Origin of the sequence: Deinococcus piscis (genome assembly GCF_014653275.1) — a bacterium.
Taxonomy (GTDB): Bacteria; Deinococcota; Deinococci; order Deinococcales; family Deinococcaceae; genus Deinococcus; species Deinococcus piscis.
In genome coordinates, this window is the sequence record NZ_BNAL01000001.1 from 26,478 (window position 1) to 43,835 (window position 17,358).

Annotated in this window: 18 protein-coding genes, 1 pseudogene and 1 riboswitch; of the genes and pseudogenes, 9 read left to right on the plus strand and 10 right to left on the minus strand. The window is 64.2% G+C overall.

Translation table 11 applies throughout. From position 1 onward, the window contains the following. Positions 1-56 precede the first annotated feature (56 nt). A pseudogene (rplS, locus tag IE158_RS13480) lies at positions 57-444 on the minus strand (50S ribosomal protein L19); the annotation flags it as partial. Positions 445-645: 201 nt separating this feature from the next. After that, complete coding sequence (locus tag IE158_RS00100) at positions 646-1,335, minus strand: alpha/beta fold hydrolase (RefSeq protein ID WP_189641632.1); 690 nt, start codon at positions 1,333-1,335, stop codon at positions 646-648. A 143-nt stretch (positions 1,336-1,478) separates the two neighbouring features. Here IE158_RS00100 and lipB point away from each other — a divergent pair, with 143 nt between their 5' ends. Together lipB and lipA are read left to right on the plus strand one after the other, a co-directional pair. Continuing rightward, positions 1,479-2,297, plus strand: coding sequence for a lipoyl(octanoyl) transferase LipB (gene lipB, locus IE158_RS00105; protein ID WP_229838793.1), 819 nt, complete (start codon positions 1,479-1,481; stop codon positions 2,295-2,297). Next, entirely contained in the window at positions 2,294-3,298 is a 1,005-nt protein-coding gene (lipA, locus tag IE158_RS00110) for a lipoyl synthase (RefSeq protein WP_189641633.1), read from the plus strand. The genes lipB and lipA overlap by 4 nt, the downstream gene beginning before the upstream one ends. A gap of 235 nt (positions 3,299-3,533) precedes the next feature. On the opposite strand, the gene IE158_RS00115 is transcribed toward lipA, so the two are convergent. After that, complete coding sequence (locus tag IE158_RS00115; RefSeq protein WP_189641634.1) at positions 3,534-4,580, minus strand: hypothetical protein; 1,047 nt, start codon at positions 4,578-4,580, stop codon at positions 3,534-3,536. Positions 4,581-4,643: 63 nt separating this feature from the next. On the opposite strand from IE158_RS00115, the gene IE158_RS00120 reads away from it, so the two are divergent. The 4 genes from IE158_RS00120 (at position 4,644) to IE158_RS00135 (ending at position 7,724) form a co-directional block, all read left to right on the plus strand. After that, positions 4,644-5,519 (plus strand): DMT family transporter, encoded by an 876-nt coding sequence (locus IE158_RS00120; RefSeq protein WP_189641635.1) that lies wholly within the window; start codon positions 4,644-4,646, stop codon positions 5,517-5,519. A gap of 36 nt (positions 5,520-5,555) precedes the next feature. Beyond that, the gene (locus tag IE158_RS00125; protein ID WP_189641636.1) at positions 5,556-6,065 is read left to right on the plus strand and encodes an ATP-dependent zinc protease family protein; all 510 of its coding nucleotides are present in this window, start codon (positions 5,556-5,558) and stop codon (positions 6,063-6,065) included. Then, on the plus strand, positions 6,062-6,988 hold the full coding sequence (rimK, locus tag IE158_RS00130) for a 30S ribosomal protein S6--L-glutamate ligase (RefSeq protein ID WP_189641637.1): 927 nt from the start codon (positions 6,062-6,064) through the stop codon (positions 6,986-6,988). Before IE158_RS00125 ends, rimK begins: the two co-directional genes overlap by 4 nt. A 193-nt stretch (positions 6,989-7,181) precedes the next feature. Then, positions 7,182-7,724, plus strand: a complete 543-nt coding sequence (locus IE158_RS00135) for a hypothetical protein (protein ID WP_189641638.1) — start codon at positions 7,182-7,184, stop codon at positions 7,722-7,724. Between the two features lie 131 nt (positions 7,725-7,855). Here IE158_RS00135 and IE158_RS00140 read toward each other — a convergent pair whose 3' ends face one another. The 5 genes from IE158_RS00140 to IE158_RS00160 form a co-directional block, all read right to left on the minus strand. Continuing rightward, complete coding sequence (locus tag IE158_RS00140) at positions 7,856-9,046, minus strand: bifunctional 3,4-dihydroxy-2-butanone-4-phosphate synthase/GTP cyclohydrolase II (RefSeq protein ID WP_189641639.1); 1,191 nt, start codon at positions 9,044-9,046, stop codon at positions 7,856-7,858. Beyond that, positions 9,046-9,720 carry a riboflavin synthase gene (locus IE158_RS00145; protein WP_189641640.1) on the minus strand — a complete coding sequence of 225 codons (675 nt, stop codon included), beginning with the start codon at positions 9,718-9,720 and terminating at the stop codon, positions 9,046-9,048. The genes IE158_RS00140 and IE158_RS00145 overlap by 1 nt, the downstream gene beginning before the upstream one ends. A gap of 25 nt (positions 9,721-9,745) precedes the next feature. Next, positions 9,746-10,831, minus strand: coding sequence for a bifunctional diaminohydroxyphosphoribosylaminopyrimidine deaminase/5-amino-6-(5-phosphoribosylamino)uracil reductase RibD (gene ribD / locus IE158_RS00150; protein WP_189641780.1), 1,086 nt, complete (start codon positions 10,829-10,831; stop codon positions 9,746-9,748). 134 nt (positions 10,832-10,965) lie between these two features. Then, positions 10,966-11,216: riboswitch (FMN riboswitch) on the minus strand. Positions 11,217-11,315: 99 nt separating this feature from the next. Next, positions 11,316-11,879 carry an RNA 2'-phosphotransferase gene (locus IE158_RS00155; protein WP_189641641.1) on the minus strand — a complete coding sequence of 188 codons (564 nt, stop codon included), beginning with the start codon at positions 11,877-11,879 and terminating at the stop codon, positions 11,316-11,318. Beyond that, the gene (locus tag IE158_RS00160) at positions 11,876-12,886 is read right to left on the minus strand and encodes a DUF4357 domain-containing protein (RefSeq protein WP_189641642.1); all 1,011 of its coding nucleotides are present in this window, start codon (positions 12,884-12,886) and stop codon (positions 11,876-11,878) included. Before IE158_RS00160 ends, IE158_RS00155 begins: the two co-directional genes overlap by 4 nt. 204 nt (positions 12,887-13,090) lie before the next feature. Here IE158_RS00160 and metK point away from each other — a divergent pair, with 204 nt between their 5' ends. From metK to IE158_RS00175, 3 genes are all read left to right on the plus strand, one after another. After that, positions 13,091-14,317 (plus strand): methionine adenosyltransferase, encoded by a 1,227-nt coding sequence (gene metK / locus IE158_RS00165; RefSeq protein WP_189641643.1) that lies wholly within the window; start codon positions 13,091-13,093, stop codon positions 14,315-14,317. A gap of 117 nt (positions 14,318-14,434) precedes the next feature. Then, entirely contained in the window at positions 14,435-14,974 is a 540-nt protein-coding gene (locus IE158_RS00170; protein ID WP_189641644.1) for a phosphoribosyltransferase family protein, read from the plus strand. Positions 14,975-15,030: 56 nt separating this feature from the next. Further along, positions 15,031-16,005 (plus strand): hypothetical protein, encoded by a 975-nt coding sequence (locus IE158_RS00175; RefSeq protein ID WP_189641645.1) that lies wholly within the window; start codon positions 15,031-15,033, stop codon positions 16,003-16,005. Here the strand turns inward: IE158_RS00175 and IE158_RS00180 are convergent. Beyond that, a complete protein-coding gene (locus IE158_RS00180; protein WP_189641646.1) occupies positions 16,002-16,592 on the minus strand; it encodes a single-stranded DNA-binding protein in 591 nt (196 codons plus the stop codon). The two genes, IE158_RS00175 and IE158_RS00180, sit on opposite strands and share 4 nt — an antisense overlap. Before the next feature lie 65 nt (positions 16,593-16,657). Beyond that, positions 16,658-17,356: an SDR family oxidoreductase gene (locus IE158_RS00185; protein ID WP_189641647.1), complete on the minus strand. Its 699-nt coding sequence runs from the start codon at positions 17,354-17,356 to the stop codon at positions 16,658-16,660. Between the last annotated feature and the right edge of the window lie 2 nt (positions 17,357-17,358).

A 17,358-nucleotide genomic window follows, 5' to 3' on the forward strand; every position in this document is an offset into this window, starting at 1 on the left:
CAGGGCGCGGGCTTCGGCTTCGCGGGCGGCTTCAATGGCCTTCTCGCGTTCGACCTTGGCGACTTCGGCGTCCTTCATCACGCGGCTGCGGTCAGACTTGATGCGGGCGGCTTTACCGCGCAGTTCACGCAGGTAGTACAGCTTGGCGCGGCGCACTTTACCGCGCTCCAGCACCTGAATGGAGTCCAGGCGGGGGCTGGAAAAGGGGAACACGCGCTCCACACCTTCACCAAAGCTGATCTTGCGCACGGTAAAGCTCTTGCGGCTGCCCGAGCCGTTGATGGCAATCACAACGCCGTCAAAGGCCTGGTTACGGGTACGGTTGCCTTCCACCACTTTGGTGGTGACGCGCACGGTGTCGCCGGGCTGAAAATCAGGGAGGCCCTGGCGGATGTGGGGCTGCTCGACGGCGCGCAGGATGTCGCCACGGTTCACTTTGGTCATAAAAACTCCTCTTGGGGTCAGCGGACTGTCTCTGGTGTGGGATTTGGGGTGTACCTGCCGGGCAGCTGGGAAAGCGGGCGGCAGGCCGAGACATTCTTGACGGAACGCACCCGCGCTATGAACGCGGGGCAGACCTTCCTACTATACGCGGACTCAGGGAAGCGGAGCAAGGGGAAGTGGGGACAACCAGAACTGCCGTGCTCAGGGCTTTAGGGCCCAGGCAAGTGCCTCTTGTAGCTGCGGCCCGTGCGTCAGCCAGGCATAATGCCCCGCTCCGGGCAGTTCGGCAAAGCGACCCACCGGGAGCAGTTCAGCCAATTGCCGCACGAACCAGGGCGGACGGATATCGCGCTCCATATGCAGGAAGGTCACTGGCACCTCCAAACGGGCCAAGCGCGCCAGCAGAGTAGGTTGCTTGACATACTGCCGCCAATCCTTGAGAAGGACCTGCCCAACGGCTTCGCTCCATTCCACACGCAACTCAGCTTCCAAGTGTCTGCTGGCCTGATACGCTGCGCTCCAATCGCGGTCATTGTGCATGCCTGTCCCGGCAAAGCAGACCAGCCGCTGTACGCGCCCGGGATACTCAAGGGCATAGGCTAGCCCCAAGTCCGCGCCCCAGGAATGGCCAAGGACACTCCAGCTTCGTAGCCCCAGACTTTCGCGGAGACTTTCCAGGTCCGCCAATTCACCCATGACTCCCTGCGGCTCTCCACCGCTACCCCCTACACCGCGTGGGTCAGGCAAAATACAGTGCCATTCAGACAACAAATCTGCTACTGGGCGCAAATAATTCGCGCAGCCAGGGCCACCGGAAAGGAGCAGCAGCGTGGGGCCAGCGCCAAACCTTTGAATGTGTAAGGCCGTGCCATCAGGGGTGTGTAGGTGCATTGTCTCAGGTTAAGACTGGGCTGAAGGAAACACTTCGGCTCAATGGCTTACGCATCAGTCTGTACATATTCACCACCGCCATCTGTCAGCCAATCCGGACAGTGCCACCAACAGAGGCATGGCACGGCTCTACACTGCATGACGTGACCCTGACCTCTCCGATTTCTCCGCCCCAGACAGCAGGGCCGCCCGCATTTGATGTGCTGGACCTGGGCACCCTGCCCTACCGCGAAGCGTGGGAGGTGCAGCACGCCCATCACGCCCGCGTCGCTGAAGGCGGGCAACCCACCCTGCTGCTGGTTGAGCACCCGCCAGTGCTCACGCTGGGGCGGGCGGCGCGGGAGGGCACCAATATCGTGGTCACACGGGACTATTTGGCCGCGCAGGGCATCGAAGTGCTGGACGTGGAGCGCGGCGGCGACGTGACCTACCACGGCCCCGGACAGCTGGTGGCCTACGCCATCTTCCCGGTGGGGCGGCGGGTACGGGACTTCCTGCGGCTGCTGGAAGCGGCCACCGTGCAGGCCCTGGCCGAGCTGGGCCTGCCGGACGCCCGCCCCAATCCCGGCTACGCAGGCGTGTACGTGTCGCCGCGCGACGTGAATGGCCTGAGGCGCGACCAGAAAATCGCCTCTATCGGCGTGGCCGTGAAAAAGCATGTGGCGCTGCATGGTATCGGGCTCAACGTGAGCACACAGCTGCATCACTTTGACCTGATTGTGCCGTGCGGCCTACAAGACACGCAGATGACCAGCGTGCAGCGCGAGTACGACTTGCGTGGCTCGGGGCGCAGCGCCAACATAGATGAAGCCAAAGCTGCCCTGAGCCGCGCGTTTGGGGCGGCCTTCCGGGAGTACGATTTCAGCCTGCCCAGCCCCATCCTGCCCAGCCCCGCCCTGCCCACCGAAGCTTTCTATCCATCCTCTCCATCTTCCAAGTCTTCCAAGGAGTCAGCGTCATGACCCAATCCAACGATTCCAACCCGGCCACCCCAAAAGAACCCACCTTCATCAAAAACGGTATCTACCGCAAAGACAGCGTCAAGACCCGTGACAAGAAGCCCGAGTGGCTGAAAGTGCGCTTGCCTTCGGGCGGGGTGTACGGCGAAGTGCGCCAGATTGTCAAAGAACACGGGCTGCACACGGTATGCGAAGAAGCCATGTGCCCCAACATCGGGGAATGCTGGAGCCGGGGCACCGCGACCTTCATGCTGATGGGCCACATCTGCACCCGTGCCTGCCGGTTCTGCGCGGTGGACACCGGCAACCCACGCGGTCTGCTGGACCTGGAAGAACCGCAAAAGGTGGCCGAGAGCGTGAGGCTGATGGGCCTGAAATACGTGGTGCTGACCTCGGTGGACCGCGACGACCTGCCCGACGGCGGCGCGTATCACTTCGCCAAGACGGTCACGGCCATCAAGCGGGCGAACCCCGGCACCCGCGTAGAAAGCCTGACCCCTGATTTTGGTGGCAACAAGGCCTGCGTGGAGCTGGTGCTGGACAGCGGCGTAGACACCTACGCCCAGAACCTGGAAACGGTGGAGCGCCTGACCCACCCGGTGCGTGACCGCCGCGCGGGCTACTGGCAAACCATCGAGGTGCTGCGTCACGCCAAAGCTTACCGCCCAGACGTGGTGACCAAGACCTCTATCATGCTGGGCCTGGGCGAAACCCGTGAGGAAGTGACTCAGGCCATGAAAGACCTGCGCGCAGCGGGCGTGGACGTGGTGACCTGCGGGCAGTACCTGCGTCCCACCCAGCATCACCTGCCGGTGGAGCGCTACATCTCCCCCGCCGAGTTCAACGAAATCCGCGACGAGGGCATGAGCCTGGGCTTCCTGGAAGTGGTCGCCAGTCCGCTGAGCCGCTCCAGCTACAAGGCCGAGCAGGTGTTTCAAGACGCCGATGAGGGCCTGCCTGGGCACCTCAAGCACCTGGAAGGCAATGAGCTAAGCATGCTGTGACAGAGGTTCCGGCTATGGCCACCCTAGAGCCGGAATCCTGCGCCAGATATTCTGCCGTCTTGTCACTCGCTGCGCATGACTGGGAAGGGTGTGTTTAGAACGAACACTCTAGAGCATTTGACAAAAAGACGCTTTGTCTTTTTGGCGAACGAAGTGAGTGCAAAACAGTGAGCAGGACGAAGAATGGAGCTATGCGGAGTGGGGTTCTACGCATAGCGTAATTCGGAGAACTGCTCTAGTAGAACCAGCCGTGCCAGAGCGACTGCGCCCGCTTGAGCGGTGTCTTGCCGCCGGGCCCGACGACTTCAAAGAGGAAATCGGCAGGCCGCAAGTAGAGTGCTTCCATTTGCAGCACGTAGCGCCCCGGAGCCAGAGGCTGGCCATCATCTCCCCGCATGTCCCATAAGAGAGGCCCACTCTCTGGAAGCAGATATTCACCGGAAGGCGTGAGCGGGATAGAAAATTCAGAGCATCTGTAGGTTTCGATGACTGTTTCTGCGCGCAGGCGCACCACCTCTTCGGTATCCAGCCGTACCACCCGCCAGGGCGGCAACGGAGTCGGAAAACAGAAGGGCAAGGAGCGTTCAAACAGCAGCCTCAGGCGAATTGGCATCCGTTCGCCCTGCTCCACGAGGCGGGGCGCAATGATTTCGGCTTCCGCCATCGGGTGCAAATACTCCGGGGAAGAAAGCCCTTTTCCCTGGACAAATCCCACCATCTCATCCGGGACCCCGTAGCTCCGCATAAAGGCGCGGGCCTGTGGGATGCTGGCCGACTGTTTGAGCGGCACCTGTACTCCGCCGTATGATCCGGCCCCAGTTTCTGCCTCCTCCAGCCACCCTGGTATCTGGGTTGCCAGATAGCGCACCTGTAACCATTGCAGTGTGCTGTACTTCCTGACCTCGAAATGCGGACGCTCCAGGTTCATGCCCTGAGCTTGCCAGTCCTTGCCACGGAACCGCAGCGCTGCCCGGTAAGCGGCCTGTTGCTGCTGTGGGTCGTGGGTATTGGTATAGATGGTGAGCTGCCGTTCCTCATGTGAGTAGCTGGAGCCTGCAAACGCTGGAGCTTCTAAGCATTCGCGGCAATGCTCCCGCAGATACTCCGCAGGAAGCGGCAGATTTGGGAACTGGACCGGCTGTGGCGTGGGAGCCGCAAACGCTGTGCCGGCCTGCGCCCAGATGCGCTGCGTCCGCTCCACAGGCTCCGCTGACTGGGTCGCCAGGAAGGCAGCGCCCAGCAAGCAACCGAGCACCAAGGTGAGCAGCACCAGCCGGAACATAACTTCACTGTAGCGCGGTGTGTGACTGCCGACTTGCAGACAGAGCAGCGCATAATCCCTTCTGTGAACCGCGACCTGCTCCTGACAGCACTGGCACCGCTGATTTGGGGCACCACCTACCTGCTAACCACCACCTATGTCAGTGAGCTGCCTGCGCTGCTGCTGGGTACGCTGCGGATTTTGCCTGCGGGGCTGGTGCTGCTGGCCCTGTCACGGCGGCTGCCTCCGCGTGGCTGGTGGGGCCGCATTGCGGTGCTGGCCGTGCTGCGCCAGGCCCTATTTTTTGTGCTGCTGTATGGGGCAGCGCTGCACCTGCCCGGCGGAGTGGCGGCCACCGTGGGGGCCAGCAGCGCCATGCTGGTGGTGCTACTGGCCTGGCCGCTGCTGGGGCAGGTGCCCACCCGGCTGAACCTGTCACTGGCGGGCGCGGGGCTGGCCGGTGTAGCACTCATCAGCCTGAGCGGCGGCGAGAAGCTCAGTGCGCTGGGCCTGGCACTGGCCCTGGGCTTCGCGCTGGTCAATGCGCTGGGGACAGTCCTGTTCGGGCGCTGGGGGCCGCCTCCCGGTGCCCGCCCGCTGGACCAGGTGGCCTGGGAGCTGACCATCGGCGGGCTGCTGCTGGTGCCCTTGGCCCTGCCTGCGGCCCCTGCGCTGGCCGGGGTTAGCCTGGCGGGCTGGAGCGCCCTGACCTTCATGACACTGGTGGGCACTGCGCTGGCCGCGCTGCTGTGGCAACGTGGGCTCAACCGCTTGCCGGTGCAGCAGGTGGGCTTACTGGCTCCACTCAGCCCACTGACCGCGGTGCTGCTGGATGTGGTGTTTGTGCATACCTGGCTCACCCCGGCGCAGCTGGTCGGCGCAGCGCTGGTGCTGGCCAGTGTGCTGCTCAACGGCCTCGCTGGGCGCACCAGGGAAGCCACAGGCAAGTCAGCGGGCTGACCTCCTGTTCACCGGCTACGGCGTACAATGCTCCCCATGTCCATCTCGCCGCCCACGACCCACACGCTGCATGTTCTGGGCTGGAAAGAATGGGTGGCCCTGCCCGACCTGGGCGTGTCACGGGTCCGGGTCAAGGTGGACACCGGGGCCAAGACCTCGGCCCTGCACGCCGAAGACTTCGAGGAATTCACCCTTGGCGGCCAGCGCTGGGTGCGCTTCACGCTGCTGCTGCCCTGGCCGGGGCCGCTGACCCGGTACGCCGCTCCCCCGCCCCAGCAGGCGCAGGCTCCGCTGCTGGACTACCGCCGCGTGACCAGTTCCAACGGTGAAAGCGAGCGGCGGCCCGTCATCCACACTGACCTGGAGCTGTTCGGGCAGCGCTGGCCCATCGAGATCACGCTGACTGGACGCGCCAACATGCGCTTTCCCATGCTGCTGGGCCGCGAAGCCATCGCCGGACGGGCCGTGGTGGACGTGTCACGTACCGACCTGTCCCAGTCCGCTCTGCCCTCCCCATCTTCCCTGCCCCCCAAGGAACAAGCATGAATATCGGAATTCTGTCCCGTGGCCCCGAACTCTACTCCACCCGCCGCCTGGCGGAAGCCGCCCACACCCGGGGCCACGAAGTGCGCGTGGTGGATTATCTGCGCTGCTATATGAACATCACCTCGCGCCATCCCAAAGTGATTTATGCGGGCGAGGAGCTGAACTTTGACGCGGTGATTCCCAGAATCGGGGCCAGCTATACCTTTTACGGCGGGGCGGTGGTGCGGCAGTTCGAGACCATGCATACACTGACGCTCAACGGCTCGGTGAGCATCATCCGCTCACGCGACAAGCTGCGGAGCCTGCAACTGCTGGCCCGCGAGGGCATCGGCCTGCCGGTCACCAGCTTCGCGCACTCCACCAAGGACATTGACGGCCTGATTGACATCGTGGGCGGCGCGCCACTGGTGGTCAAGCTGATTGAGGGCACCCAGGGCAGCGGCGTGGTGCTGGCCGAAACCCGCAAAGCTGGCGAATCGGTCATCAGTGCCTTTCGGCAGCTGGACGCCAACATCCTGGTGCAGGAATTCGTGAAGGAGGCGGACGGCGAAGACATCCGCGCCCTGGTGGTGGGCGGCGAGGTGGTCGCCAGCATGATGCGCAAGGCTGCCGAGGGCGAGTTCCGCTCCAACCTGCACCGGGGCGGCACCGCACTGCCGGTCAACCTCAGCGACGAGGAATGCCACACCGCGATTCAGGCCGCCCGCGTGATGGGCCTGGACGTGGCCGGTGTGGACCTGCTCCGCAGCAAAAATGGCCCGGTGGTCATGGAAGTCAACTCCTCACCCGGCCTGGAAGGCATTGAAGGCAGCAGCGGCGTGGACGTGGCCGACGCCATCATCGCTTACCTGGAAAAGCGCCACGCTGAGCGCGAAGGCAAGCGCAGCGCCGGACAGTGGAGCGGGTCGGATACGGTGCTGTGAAGCGGTGAGTACACACATACAATGTCAGGCCAGCCGCGATTACCCTGATGCCACCTCCCGCTCTACAAATTCAAGCAGATTACATCATCCTGCTACACCTGATTTTCAGATAATTTCTAACAATTGATAGCTTGATACCAGACGGTAGACAACTTCTGTCGAAGGTACGCCATATTCATGGTGTTATAGGACCATGAACAAAAGTAGTGTCGCTGTTTACCTGCTGGTCCTGAGCTTAGTAGGTCAAGCTTATGCTCAGGCTCCGGTGATGGAGACTGGTGCGTCCTTCACAGAGACAGGTTTCTGCAAGCTCTACGGCTGCAAGTGGTTGTCCAGGGAAGAGCTGCTCAGTCGAGGGCAGCCAAGCGGCATTGTCGAATACAGTTACCAGTTAACGAAAATCCCTGACGCCCAGGTTCATATTTGGCGTACCAAAGCTGATAATGCAGTCGTTCACGCCATTCTGCTGTTCCGACCGGTAAAAGGTAGGGTGACTCCCGAGACCTCGCCCGTAAAGGTAGCCGCTCAATTTACCCGTGACCTGACAGGGTATTCCGATTGGAAGTCGGTGCCTACCAAGTTGCTAGCCTTTTGCGGTCCCAATATCAAACCCGAAAACAGGCAGGAACTCTTTGCCACTCCAGTAGCGACAGCCACCTGCAGCTGGAGCCCGCAAGCATATGATGAAGCAGGTAGAAATGTGGGCTCCCAATTGACTCTCATGTTCAGTAAGTAGGAGGAGCCCAAGCAGACGAATACAAAGGGGGCACAGCTAATGGAATCTTTTGTGGAAACCTCCCTCCATAGCTCCTCCACTCTACCGGCGGCATCACCACTAGCATATTTGAGCGTCAAATCACCTCGCCCTCAATCCAAATGCCCCATCTTCTCGCGCTTGGTCTGGCGGTAGCTGGCGTTCTCGGGAGCCTCGCCCACATGGAGCGGCACCCGCTCGGTGACTTCCAGCCCAAAGCCGCTCAGTGAGTGCAGTTTCATGGGGTTGTTGGTCATCACGCGCAGCTGCTGAGCGCCCAGCAGGTGCAGCATCTGCGCGCCAATGCCAAAGTCGCGGGCATCAGCGGGGAAGCCCAGTTTCAGGTTGGCCTCCACAGTATCGGCTCCCTGGTCCTGTAGCGCATAGGCGCGAATCTTGTTGAGCAGGCCGATGCCCCGGCCCTCTTGGCGCAGGTAAATGATGACGCCCCGGCCCTCGGCGGCAATGGCAGACATCGCCGCATTCAGCTGGGGGCCACAGTCGCAGCGCAGTGAGTGAAAGGCGTCGCCGGTCAGGCACTCGGAATGCACGCGCACCAGCAGCGGCTCGGGCGACATCTCCCCCATCACCAGCGCCACATGATCAGCGCCGCTGAGGCTGTCACGGAAGCCCACAATCCGGAACTCACCGTACTCGGTGGGCAGCCGCGCCTCGCCCTCAATCTGCATAAAAGGGTCGTGTTCCATGCGGTAGGCAATCAGCGCCTCAATGCTGCCTACTTTCAGCTCGTGACGCTCAGCAAAGGCCAGCAGGTCGGGCAAGCGCGACATTTCGCCGTCGTCGCCCATGATTTCGCAGATCACGCCCACCGGCGCAAATCCGGCCAGCCGGGCAAAGTCACAGGCGGCTTCGGTGTGCCCAGCGCGGCGCAGCACGCCGCCGGGGCGGGCCACCAGCGGAAAGATGTGCCCCGGACGGCGGAAGTCGGCAGCCTGCGAGTCCTCGGCCAGCAGCGCGCCGATGGTGGCCGAGCGGTCAAACGCACTGATGCCGGTGGAGTTGGTGCGGTGATCCACGCTGACGGTAAAAGCAGTGCCGTTGGGGTCAGTGCTGCTGTCCACCATCGGGTGCAGCCCCAGGCGCTCGGCGCGGTCGCCGGTCAGCGTCACGCAAATCAGGCCACGCCCTTCGCGGGCCATGAAGTTGACCCAGTGCGGCGTGGCCGTGGCTGCGGGCATCAGCAGGTCGCCCTCGTTTTCGCGGTTTTCGTCGTCTACCACCACAATGGGACGGCCAGCGCGCAGTTCTTCAAGCAATTCGGGAATAGAAGCGAGTGGGGTCATCAGAGGTTCTCCTGAAGGGTCGAGGGGGAAGGGGCCGGGGCGACGCTGCGGCGCTGTTCCCGGAACGCCAGCAGGCGGTCCAGATATTTCGCCATCTGGTCGGCTTCCAGGTTGACGGGTCGGCCCGGTGCCCAGGTGTGCAGGGTGGTCACTTCCAGCGTGTGCGGCACCAGCCACAGCGTGAATTCGTTCTCGGCCAGCTCAGGCAGGCTCCCAGCAGGGCCGCCGCTGTCCACGATGGTCAGGCTGACGCCGTCCACGGTGATGCTGCCTTTGGGCATCAAATAGGGTGCCAGGAACTCGGGGGCGCGGACCACCATCACGTAAGCACCGTCCTCCGGGCTCACCGACACGATTTCGCCCACGCCGTCCACATGCCCGCTCACCACATGCCCGCCGAAGCGGTCACTGGCACGCATGGCCCGCTCCAGGTTCAGCGGGTCGCCCGCGTTCCAGTGCGGCGCGGTCTTGGCAAGGGTTTCCTGGCTGAGGTCCACGCCAAAGGTGCGGTCGTCCCAGCCCGTCACGGTCAGGCAGGTGCCGTTGCAGGCGATGCTTTCGCCCAGCTCCAGGTCGGGCCACAGCTCGGCAGGCGCAATGCGGAGGCTGACCCCGCTGTTCTTCTGTTCGGAGTGAGCCACGCGGCCCACCTGGGTAATGATTCCGGTAAACATCTGTACCTCCAGTACGTCTGATGGACTAAGGGGCTAAGGGCAAAGCCTGCGGACTTCCAGGCCCTTCGGCCCTTAGCCCCTGAATCAGAAGGTCGCTTCCCACCTGCTCCACTCCCACCACTTCCAGCCCGCCAGCCTCGGCCATCAGCCGCTGAGGACTGGTCAGTGGCGAGAGTCCCGCGCCCAGCAGCTTGGGGGCGATGAAGGCGCGGACCTCATCTATCAGGCCCGCCGCCGCAAACATGCTGGCGAGCGTCGGCCCGCCTTCGAGTAGCAGGGTGGAAATGTCCAACTCGGCCAGGCCGCGCAGGGCTTCCGCCAGGTCTACGGCGGGCAGCAGCACGGCGCCCGCTTCGGCCAGAGCGGGTGCGCTGACGCCCGGTGCCGTCACGATGACGGTGCCAGGGCGCACGGCGCGGGCCGTAGGTGGCGTACGCCCCTGACGGTCAAAGATGACGGGCCGGGGGTCGCGGCCCCCCTCTACGCCCCGTGTGGTGAGCTGTGGGTCGTCGGTAAGAAGGGTGCCCACACCCACCGCGATGGCGTCGCATTCATCCCGCCACCGCATCACGCGGGCGCGGGCTTCCGGGCCGGTCACGGCTCCGTTGGCCTCGCTGGCCCCATCTCCTCTGAGCGCCGCCACTTTGCCGTCCAGCGTCATGGCGTACTTGTAGATCACAAAGGGCCGTCCCCGCAGGATGCGCGAGCGAAACCCGGCCTGTTGACGCACCGCCTGCGCTTCCAGCACGCCGGTCTGTACGGCGATACCAGCGGCGCGCAACTTCTCCAGCCCACGTCCGCCGACCAAGGGGTTGGGGTCGCCAGCGGCCACCACCACGCGGGCCACACCCGCCGCAATCAGGGCGTCGGCGCAGGGCGGCGTGCGGCCATGATGGCTGCACGGTTCCAGCGTCACGTAGGCTATGGCCCCGCGTGCCCGCTCGCCTGCGTCACGCAGTGCGAAGACCTCGGCGTGCGGCTCACCCGCTCTGGGATGAAACCCGCGCCCGACCACTTCGCCACTGCCCGCATCCACGATGACGCAGCCCACCGGCGGATTGGGGCTGGTGCGTCCCAGCCCCCGCGCCGCCTGGGCCAGGGCCTGGGCCATAAAGTGCTCGTCTCTAAACTGCTTGTCTGTGAGCTGCCCATCCGTGAGCTGTTCGTCCCCGTCTGGGGAATATTCCGTAAATTCTGTGTTCACACCTGGCAACGCCGCCCGCCGGGGTAGGGCGGACTGTGCGTTTCCCCTTTCTCCCATCCAGACTGCGGGCCGCACGCGGCCTTTCACTGTCGGCCCCAGAATCGCACTGGGTCGGGCCTGCCCGGTTATGGAAAGTCGGCAGGCTTCGCGGGCTGAGGCTGCCAAGTAGAGCGCACACCAGAACACGCGTAGGACGTGACTGTTATTCGCTCCGCTCAGGGCTGGCAGGACGGCCTGCCAGCCCGCAGCGAACACCGCCGGTGGGGAATCTCACCCCGCCCCGAAAGAGGGTTGCGCGTTCCTTCGCCCCTGTGCCGCCCCGGATGTCTCCCGGATGCGGCGGGCTTGAAACGTCCCCCGCATGTTACCCCCTGCCCAGCGGGATAGATGGTCAGCGCCGCTCACTTTGCCCCGGCGTGGGCAACTCGCTCAGGGACAACTCATTCAGGTACGCAGGCGGCACGCGGCCAACCAGCCAGACACCGTTCTCGGAGCGGTAAAAGGCAAAACCGTCCGCGTGCATCCGTGCTGCGTCCACTGCGAACAGCAGCGGCCAGCCCCGGCGCAGGCCCACCTTGAGGGCGGTGCCCGTATCGGCGCTGAGGTGGACATGGTGGCGGCTCATCGCTTTGAGGCCGTGCCGCTGGATGCCCGCCCGCGCCCCCTGATAGCTGCCGTGATACAGCGTGTCGGGCGGGATTTGCGGCGTCAGGCCCAGGTCCACCGGCACGCTGTGGCCCTGGTGGGCGCGGATTTTGTCGCCGCCTTCGCTGAGGCCAAAGCGGCCCTTGTCGTCGTCGCGCACCACCCGCTCCACCTGCTCACGGGTCACGCGCAGGTGCGCCAGCAGCGGCTCCAGCGGCACCCAGCCCCCGCGCTCCAGGGTCAGGCCCGCCTCATGAGGGGCGTGGCGCAGCAGGTAAGCGAGGCGCCCTGAGAGCTGACGGGGGTTCACTTGGGCCGGTAGTGCTGAGCGGGGCGGCCTTCGGCGTCTTTCCAGACGTCCCAGCCGTTTTTAGAACCGCCAGAGACAATACCTGCGGCACGACTTGGCGTTTTACATTCGTAATCGCGCTGAAAAACCAAGAACTTACCTTCTTGCGCCAAAATGCCGCTCTCCAAAAGTTGCTCACGCTCACGCCTGATGCCCTCGGCATAGTCCTTCACTTGCAGGACAGCTTGACTCCCGGCCAGGACAGTAAGGTGGCCTGAGCTTGGGTCAAACCGCGCTTCAGCCTTGCCACCATAAGCTGAGTAGTAGAGCTTGATGCTTAGGACGTTATGGATGGGGCTGGCTTGATGCGTCTTACCTAACAGCACATCCCGCTCGGCCTCGGTAATCCGGCCCATTTTTACAGCGGCTTCGGCGGCTTTCTCGAAGGTGCCTATTTCAAATTCAGCCTGGGTCTGCTCGACCACTGGGCGCTTTTCGCGGCGAATGCGGGCTTCGTCCCGGCGCTGCTGCTGACGCTGGCGCACGTTGTCCACAGCAGCAGCAAAAGCATCTTGCGCCCACACTTCAGCGTCCAGCAAACCAAAAAAATCGGTGGTGAAGCTGTCCCCCTGGCCCATCTCTATCTTCAGCGCCACCCGGTCTTCCCATTTGCCGGGCAAGTGTTCGTCAATCACCACCCACACCCGGCCATTGGTCACGATGGCCCAGCGGCTGCCCTCGTTGACGGCGTAGGTGGCGGCCTGCTGGTATTCCCTGGGGCCCACCGTGACACCCATCCCCTTGATTTCGAGCGCAAATTTGCCCTCGCCCCGGCGAATCAGGAAATCGGCGCGGTTGCCAGTAGCGTTGGTTTCTTCGGGCACCACCTCGGCGGGGTTCCAGATATCGAAGCCCGCCGCCTGAAGCAGCCGCAGCACCACACACTGGCGCACCACGGCCTCGCCAGGTGGGTCATCCAACCAGGTCTGAATGCTGCTCACAGCCTGCGCGACATCGGCAAGGGACATTGGGCCAAGTATAGGGGCGTTGCCGCGCCGACAAGCCGTAACTGAGCATTTCACCCGGCGAAAGCCACGGCATCTGAGCTAAGCTGCCTGACGTGTGCCGGAGCCCCAGGGCTGCGGCAAAGCGGCCAGGGCCCCTTCCGAGAGGCAGACCTCTGTGCAGGTCACGGCGCTGCGGAACGCCGCCCCGGCTGCCAAGGAGTCAAGATGCGCAAATTCTATACCTCTGAATCGGTGTCCGAGGGGCACCCGGACAAGCTGGCCGACTTTATTTCCGATTCCATCCTGGACGAGTTTCTGCGCCAGGAACCCACTTCCCGCGTGGCGGTCGAGACGCTGGTGACCACCGGCATGGCTGTGGTGGCGGGCGAAGTCCGGGCTGAAGAAGCCCACGTAGACATTCAGCGCACCGTGCGCGAAGCCGTGCAGCGCGTGGGCTACACCCGCGCCGTATACGGATTCGATGCCGAATACAGTGCCGTGCTGGTAGCGATCCATGAGCAGAGCCCCGAAATTGCGGGCGGCGTGGACCACTCCGAAGAGTGGCGCGAGATGTCCGAAGAGGAGCGTCAGAAGCCTGAGCACGCCGACTCGCAAATCGGCGCAGGCGACCAGGGCCTGATGTTCGGCTACGCCACCGACGAGACGCCCGAGCTGATGCCACTGCCCATCAGCCTGGCCCACGGCCTGACCCGCCGCATCTCGGAGTTGCGCAGGACCGGCGAGCTGCCCTACCTGCGCCCCGACGCCAAAGCGCAGGTGACGGTAGAACGCAATGGCGAGCCGCACGATGCCACCGAAACCTGGGTGGACACCGTGGTCATCAGCGCCCAGCACGACGAAGAAGTGACCAATGACCAACTGCGCGCCGACCTGGAGCGCCTGGTCATCCGCCACGTGATTCCGGCTGAATACCTGCGGGCAGAGACCAAGTTCTTCATCAACCCCAGCGGCAAATTTGTGATTGGCGGCCCACACGGCGACACCGGCCTGACCGGACGCAAGATCATCGTGGACACCTACGGCGGAGCGGTGCCACACGGCGGCGGAGCATTCAGCGGCAAAGACCCCACCAAGGTGGACCGCTCGGCAGCCTACTACGCCCGCTACATCGCCAAGAACATCGTGGCCGCTGGCCTGGCCCGCCGCGCCCTGGTCGAAATCGCCTACGCCATTGGCCGGGCGCACCCGGTCAGTCTGCGGATTGACACCTACGGCACCGGCGCCTTGCCCAACGACCAGCTGACCGAACTGGTCTGGCAGCAGTTTGACGCCCGCCCGCAGGCCATCATCCGCCAGCTGGATTTGCAGCGGCCCATTTACGCACAGACGGCAGCCTACGGTCACTTTGGCCGCGACGAGTTCCCCTGGGAGCAGCTGGACCGTGCCGGAGCCCTCCAGGAAGCGGCGCGTGCGCTGGGCGCAGAGCTCTAAGCGCCAGAGCAAGAATCTAGCGCAAGAATCTGGGGCGGGAAGGCAGAAAGCAGAAGGCTGAGTCCCCATAGCCTTCTGCTTTCTGCCTTCCCGCCCCTTCTGCCTTAGACTGCGGGCATGACTTCCATCACCGTAACTGTAGGGAACGTGACCCGTGAACTGCCCACCGTGCAGGTGGGAGCCGTCAAGCGCGTGCCGCTGGTGGAGTTTCTGGGCGACAGCGAATTTACCAAAGCTGCCGCCGAGGCCATGCTGCCACTGCTGGACCCACAGGCCGAAATCATGCTGACCGTGGTGACCAACGCCTTGCCGCTGGTGCATGAGCTGAGTGACCGCTCCGGGCTGCCCTACGTGGTGGTCCGCAAGAAGCGGCGCACCTACATGCAAGACCCCTTGATTCAGGACGTGCCCAGCATGAGCTTGGGCGTGAACGAGACGCTGTGGCTGGACGCCCGGCACGCTGACCGCCTCAAGGGCAAGAGGGTCTTGATTGTGCAGGATGTGGTGGCTTCTGGCGGCACCGGCACGGCGCTGGCCCGGCTGGCCGAGCGGGCCGGAGGGCAGGTCGTGGGCTACCTGGCCGCCTTCCACTACGAAGGCAAAGAGCGCAACTTTGAGCTGACCAGCTTGCAGGGCCTGAACGCCAATCAGGGCTAAGCCAGCTGCCCCGCACTGAACATTCCGCCGGAGCGCCCCTGCCTATAGTGCAGGCGATGCGCTCCTTGCTGTGTCTTCTGGCCCTCACGCTCAGCAGCTGCATGACGGTCAGCGTCCAGCCCGCCCGCACCGCCGCACTGAACTTTAGCGGCCCCGCGCCCGACGTGGTGATTCTGGGCATGTCAGGCCACTGTGCACCGCCCTGCGCTGCGCCCAGCGACAACTACGATCTCCTGGCTCATGCAGGCACACTGGACCGCCTGGCAGACGCGGTGGCCGCAGCTGGCCTGAGTGTGCAGGTGGCCGGTTACACTTCCAACGCTCAGGAAAGCTACAGCTCGGCCCGAATCAGCCCGCCGCAGCGTGGCTGGCCGGCCCTGCGGCGCGACTATGCCCGGCTGCGTGAAGAGTGGGAAGATAACCCGCCCCGCGTGGTGCTGGTGGGCCACTCGCACGGGGTGCCCTGGCTGCACCAGTTGGTGCGGCAGTTCCCGGAGCAACCTGTGGCGGCCCTGCTGGACATAGACGGGGTCTGCGAGCTGTGGAACCTGGACCACCGCGCCGCCCTGCTGGAACTGCCGCCGGACTTGCGGGGCCAACCGGATATTGCACTGGCCTGCCAGCCGCTCCCCGGAGCGCCCTGGGTGGGCAGCTCGCGGCTTGGCCCCAAAGACCTGGTGCCCTGGCACGTGGAGCGCGGACTGGAAGTCCACTCGGTCCAGGGCGGCTACGTGCCCGACCCGGCGGGCAACTATCCCATCAACGTGTTCTGGGACCGCACGCCCAATGTCCGCCCGGACGGCTCACGTCAGGGCCTGACGGTGGGCCACTCGGTGCTTGAAGGCCACTCGCGCCTGGCCGACAGCCAGAGCAGGGGCGTCCGCTGGCTGGCGCAGGAGCTGGGCCGACTGGCACATGAGTGGAAGGCGCAGGAAGAGAAGCGCCGCTGGCAGCTGAAAAAAGGCCGACGGCAAACTTCTGCCATCAGCCCTGAGCTGAGCCTGATTCATAAAAGGCAGCCAGGTGCCTAGAAAGGCGTGTCGTCCTCAGCGGGAGCGGGAGCAGCGGCGCGGGGGGCGGGGCGCTGACTGGGCTGGGTGGGAGCGGGCCGGTTCGGCTGGTTGGCCTGATTCTGGGTGGCCTGGGCCGGGCGGGCTTCACGTGGGCCGCCACCTGTGGCCTGGCCCTGCGGCGCAGCAAAGCGGTCCTGACGCTTGCCCCCCCGGAAAATAGCGAGGGTCACGTACTCAATTTCGCCGTCGGCTTTTTCGCGCAGGTGTTCGGGGTCGGTAGGCTTGGCCCCCCGGCTGTACTTGACCGCTTTGGGCAGCTTCAGCTTGCGGCTGTCCACCGCTTCCAGCTCGCGGCGGCGGTAAGCGTGACCCCGGTGCAGAATCATGACCTCGCCTTCCGGGTTGGTCCAGGCGCGGGCCCCAATCAGCGACCAATCAAAGTCAGGTTCGTTGTCCAGCGGAAAGACAAAGCCTCCAGCCGGCACCTCGCCGCTGGTCCAGCCAAGCCGGCCATAGTGGCGCTGAACATCCAGCACCTGCTCAGGACGCTCCACGTCCACCGTGACTTTGGCTCCCAAATCCGTGATGAATTCAATGTGCAGCATGCTGCCTCCTTATGTAAATAACATAACACAGTCTCGACTCTTTGTGTATCACAGACTCTTTCCCCTTAGAACGCGATGGGCTGCCAAGTCGGGTGCAGCAGGATTTCGTCTATGCGCACATGTCCCGGCGCACTCAGGGCGTACAGCACGGCCTGGGCGATGTCGTCCGGCCTCAGCCACTCTTCCTTCTCGGGGATGCCCTGCTGGGTGTCGCCAAAGTAGGTGTCCACGTTGCCCGAGCGAATCTCGCTCACGCGCAGGCCGTACTCGTGGCCCTCGTAGGCCAGGGCCTGAGTGATGGCGCGGGCGGCGTATTTGCTGGCGGTGTACAGCCCGCCGCGTGCAAAGGTGCGGGCGCTCACGTCACTGGTCACGTTGACGATGGTGCTCCTGCCCAGCGTGCGGAAGTGCGGGACAAACGCGCCGCTGGTCAGGATGACGCCCAGCACGTTGGTGTCCATGATGCGGCGGTATTCCTCTGGGGTGATGTCCTCCACCGGCATGAAGCTGCCCACACCGGCATTGTTGACCAGGGCGTCGGCCCCGGCAGCGATGGCCGTGTCAGCAAAGGCACGGACACTACTCTGATCGGTCACATCCAGCGTCATGAACTGGACCCCGGCAATATCGGGCACGCCGCTCAGGTCCCGCGCTCCGGCCACCACCTGCGCGCCCTCGGCAGCCAGCACTTCGGCCACGCGCAGGCCAATGCCCCGGCTGGCTCCGGTGACGGCGATGGTTCGTCCTTGCAGTGTTGTCGTCATGG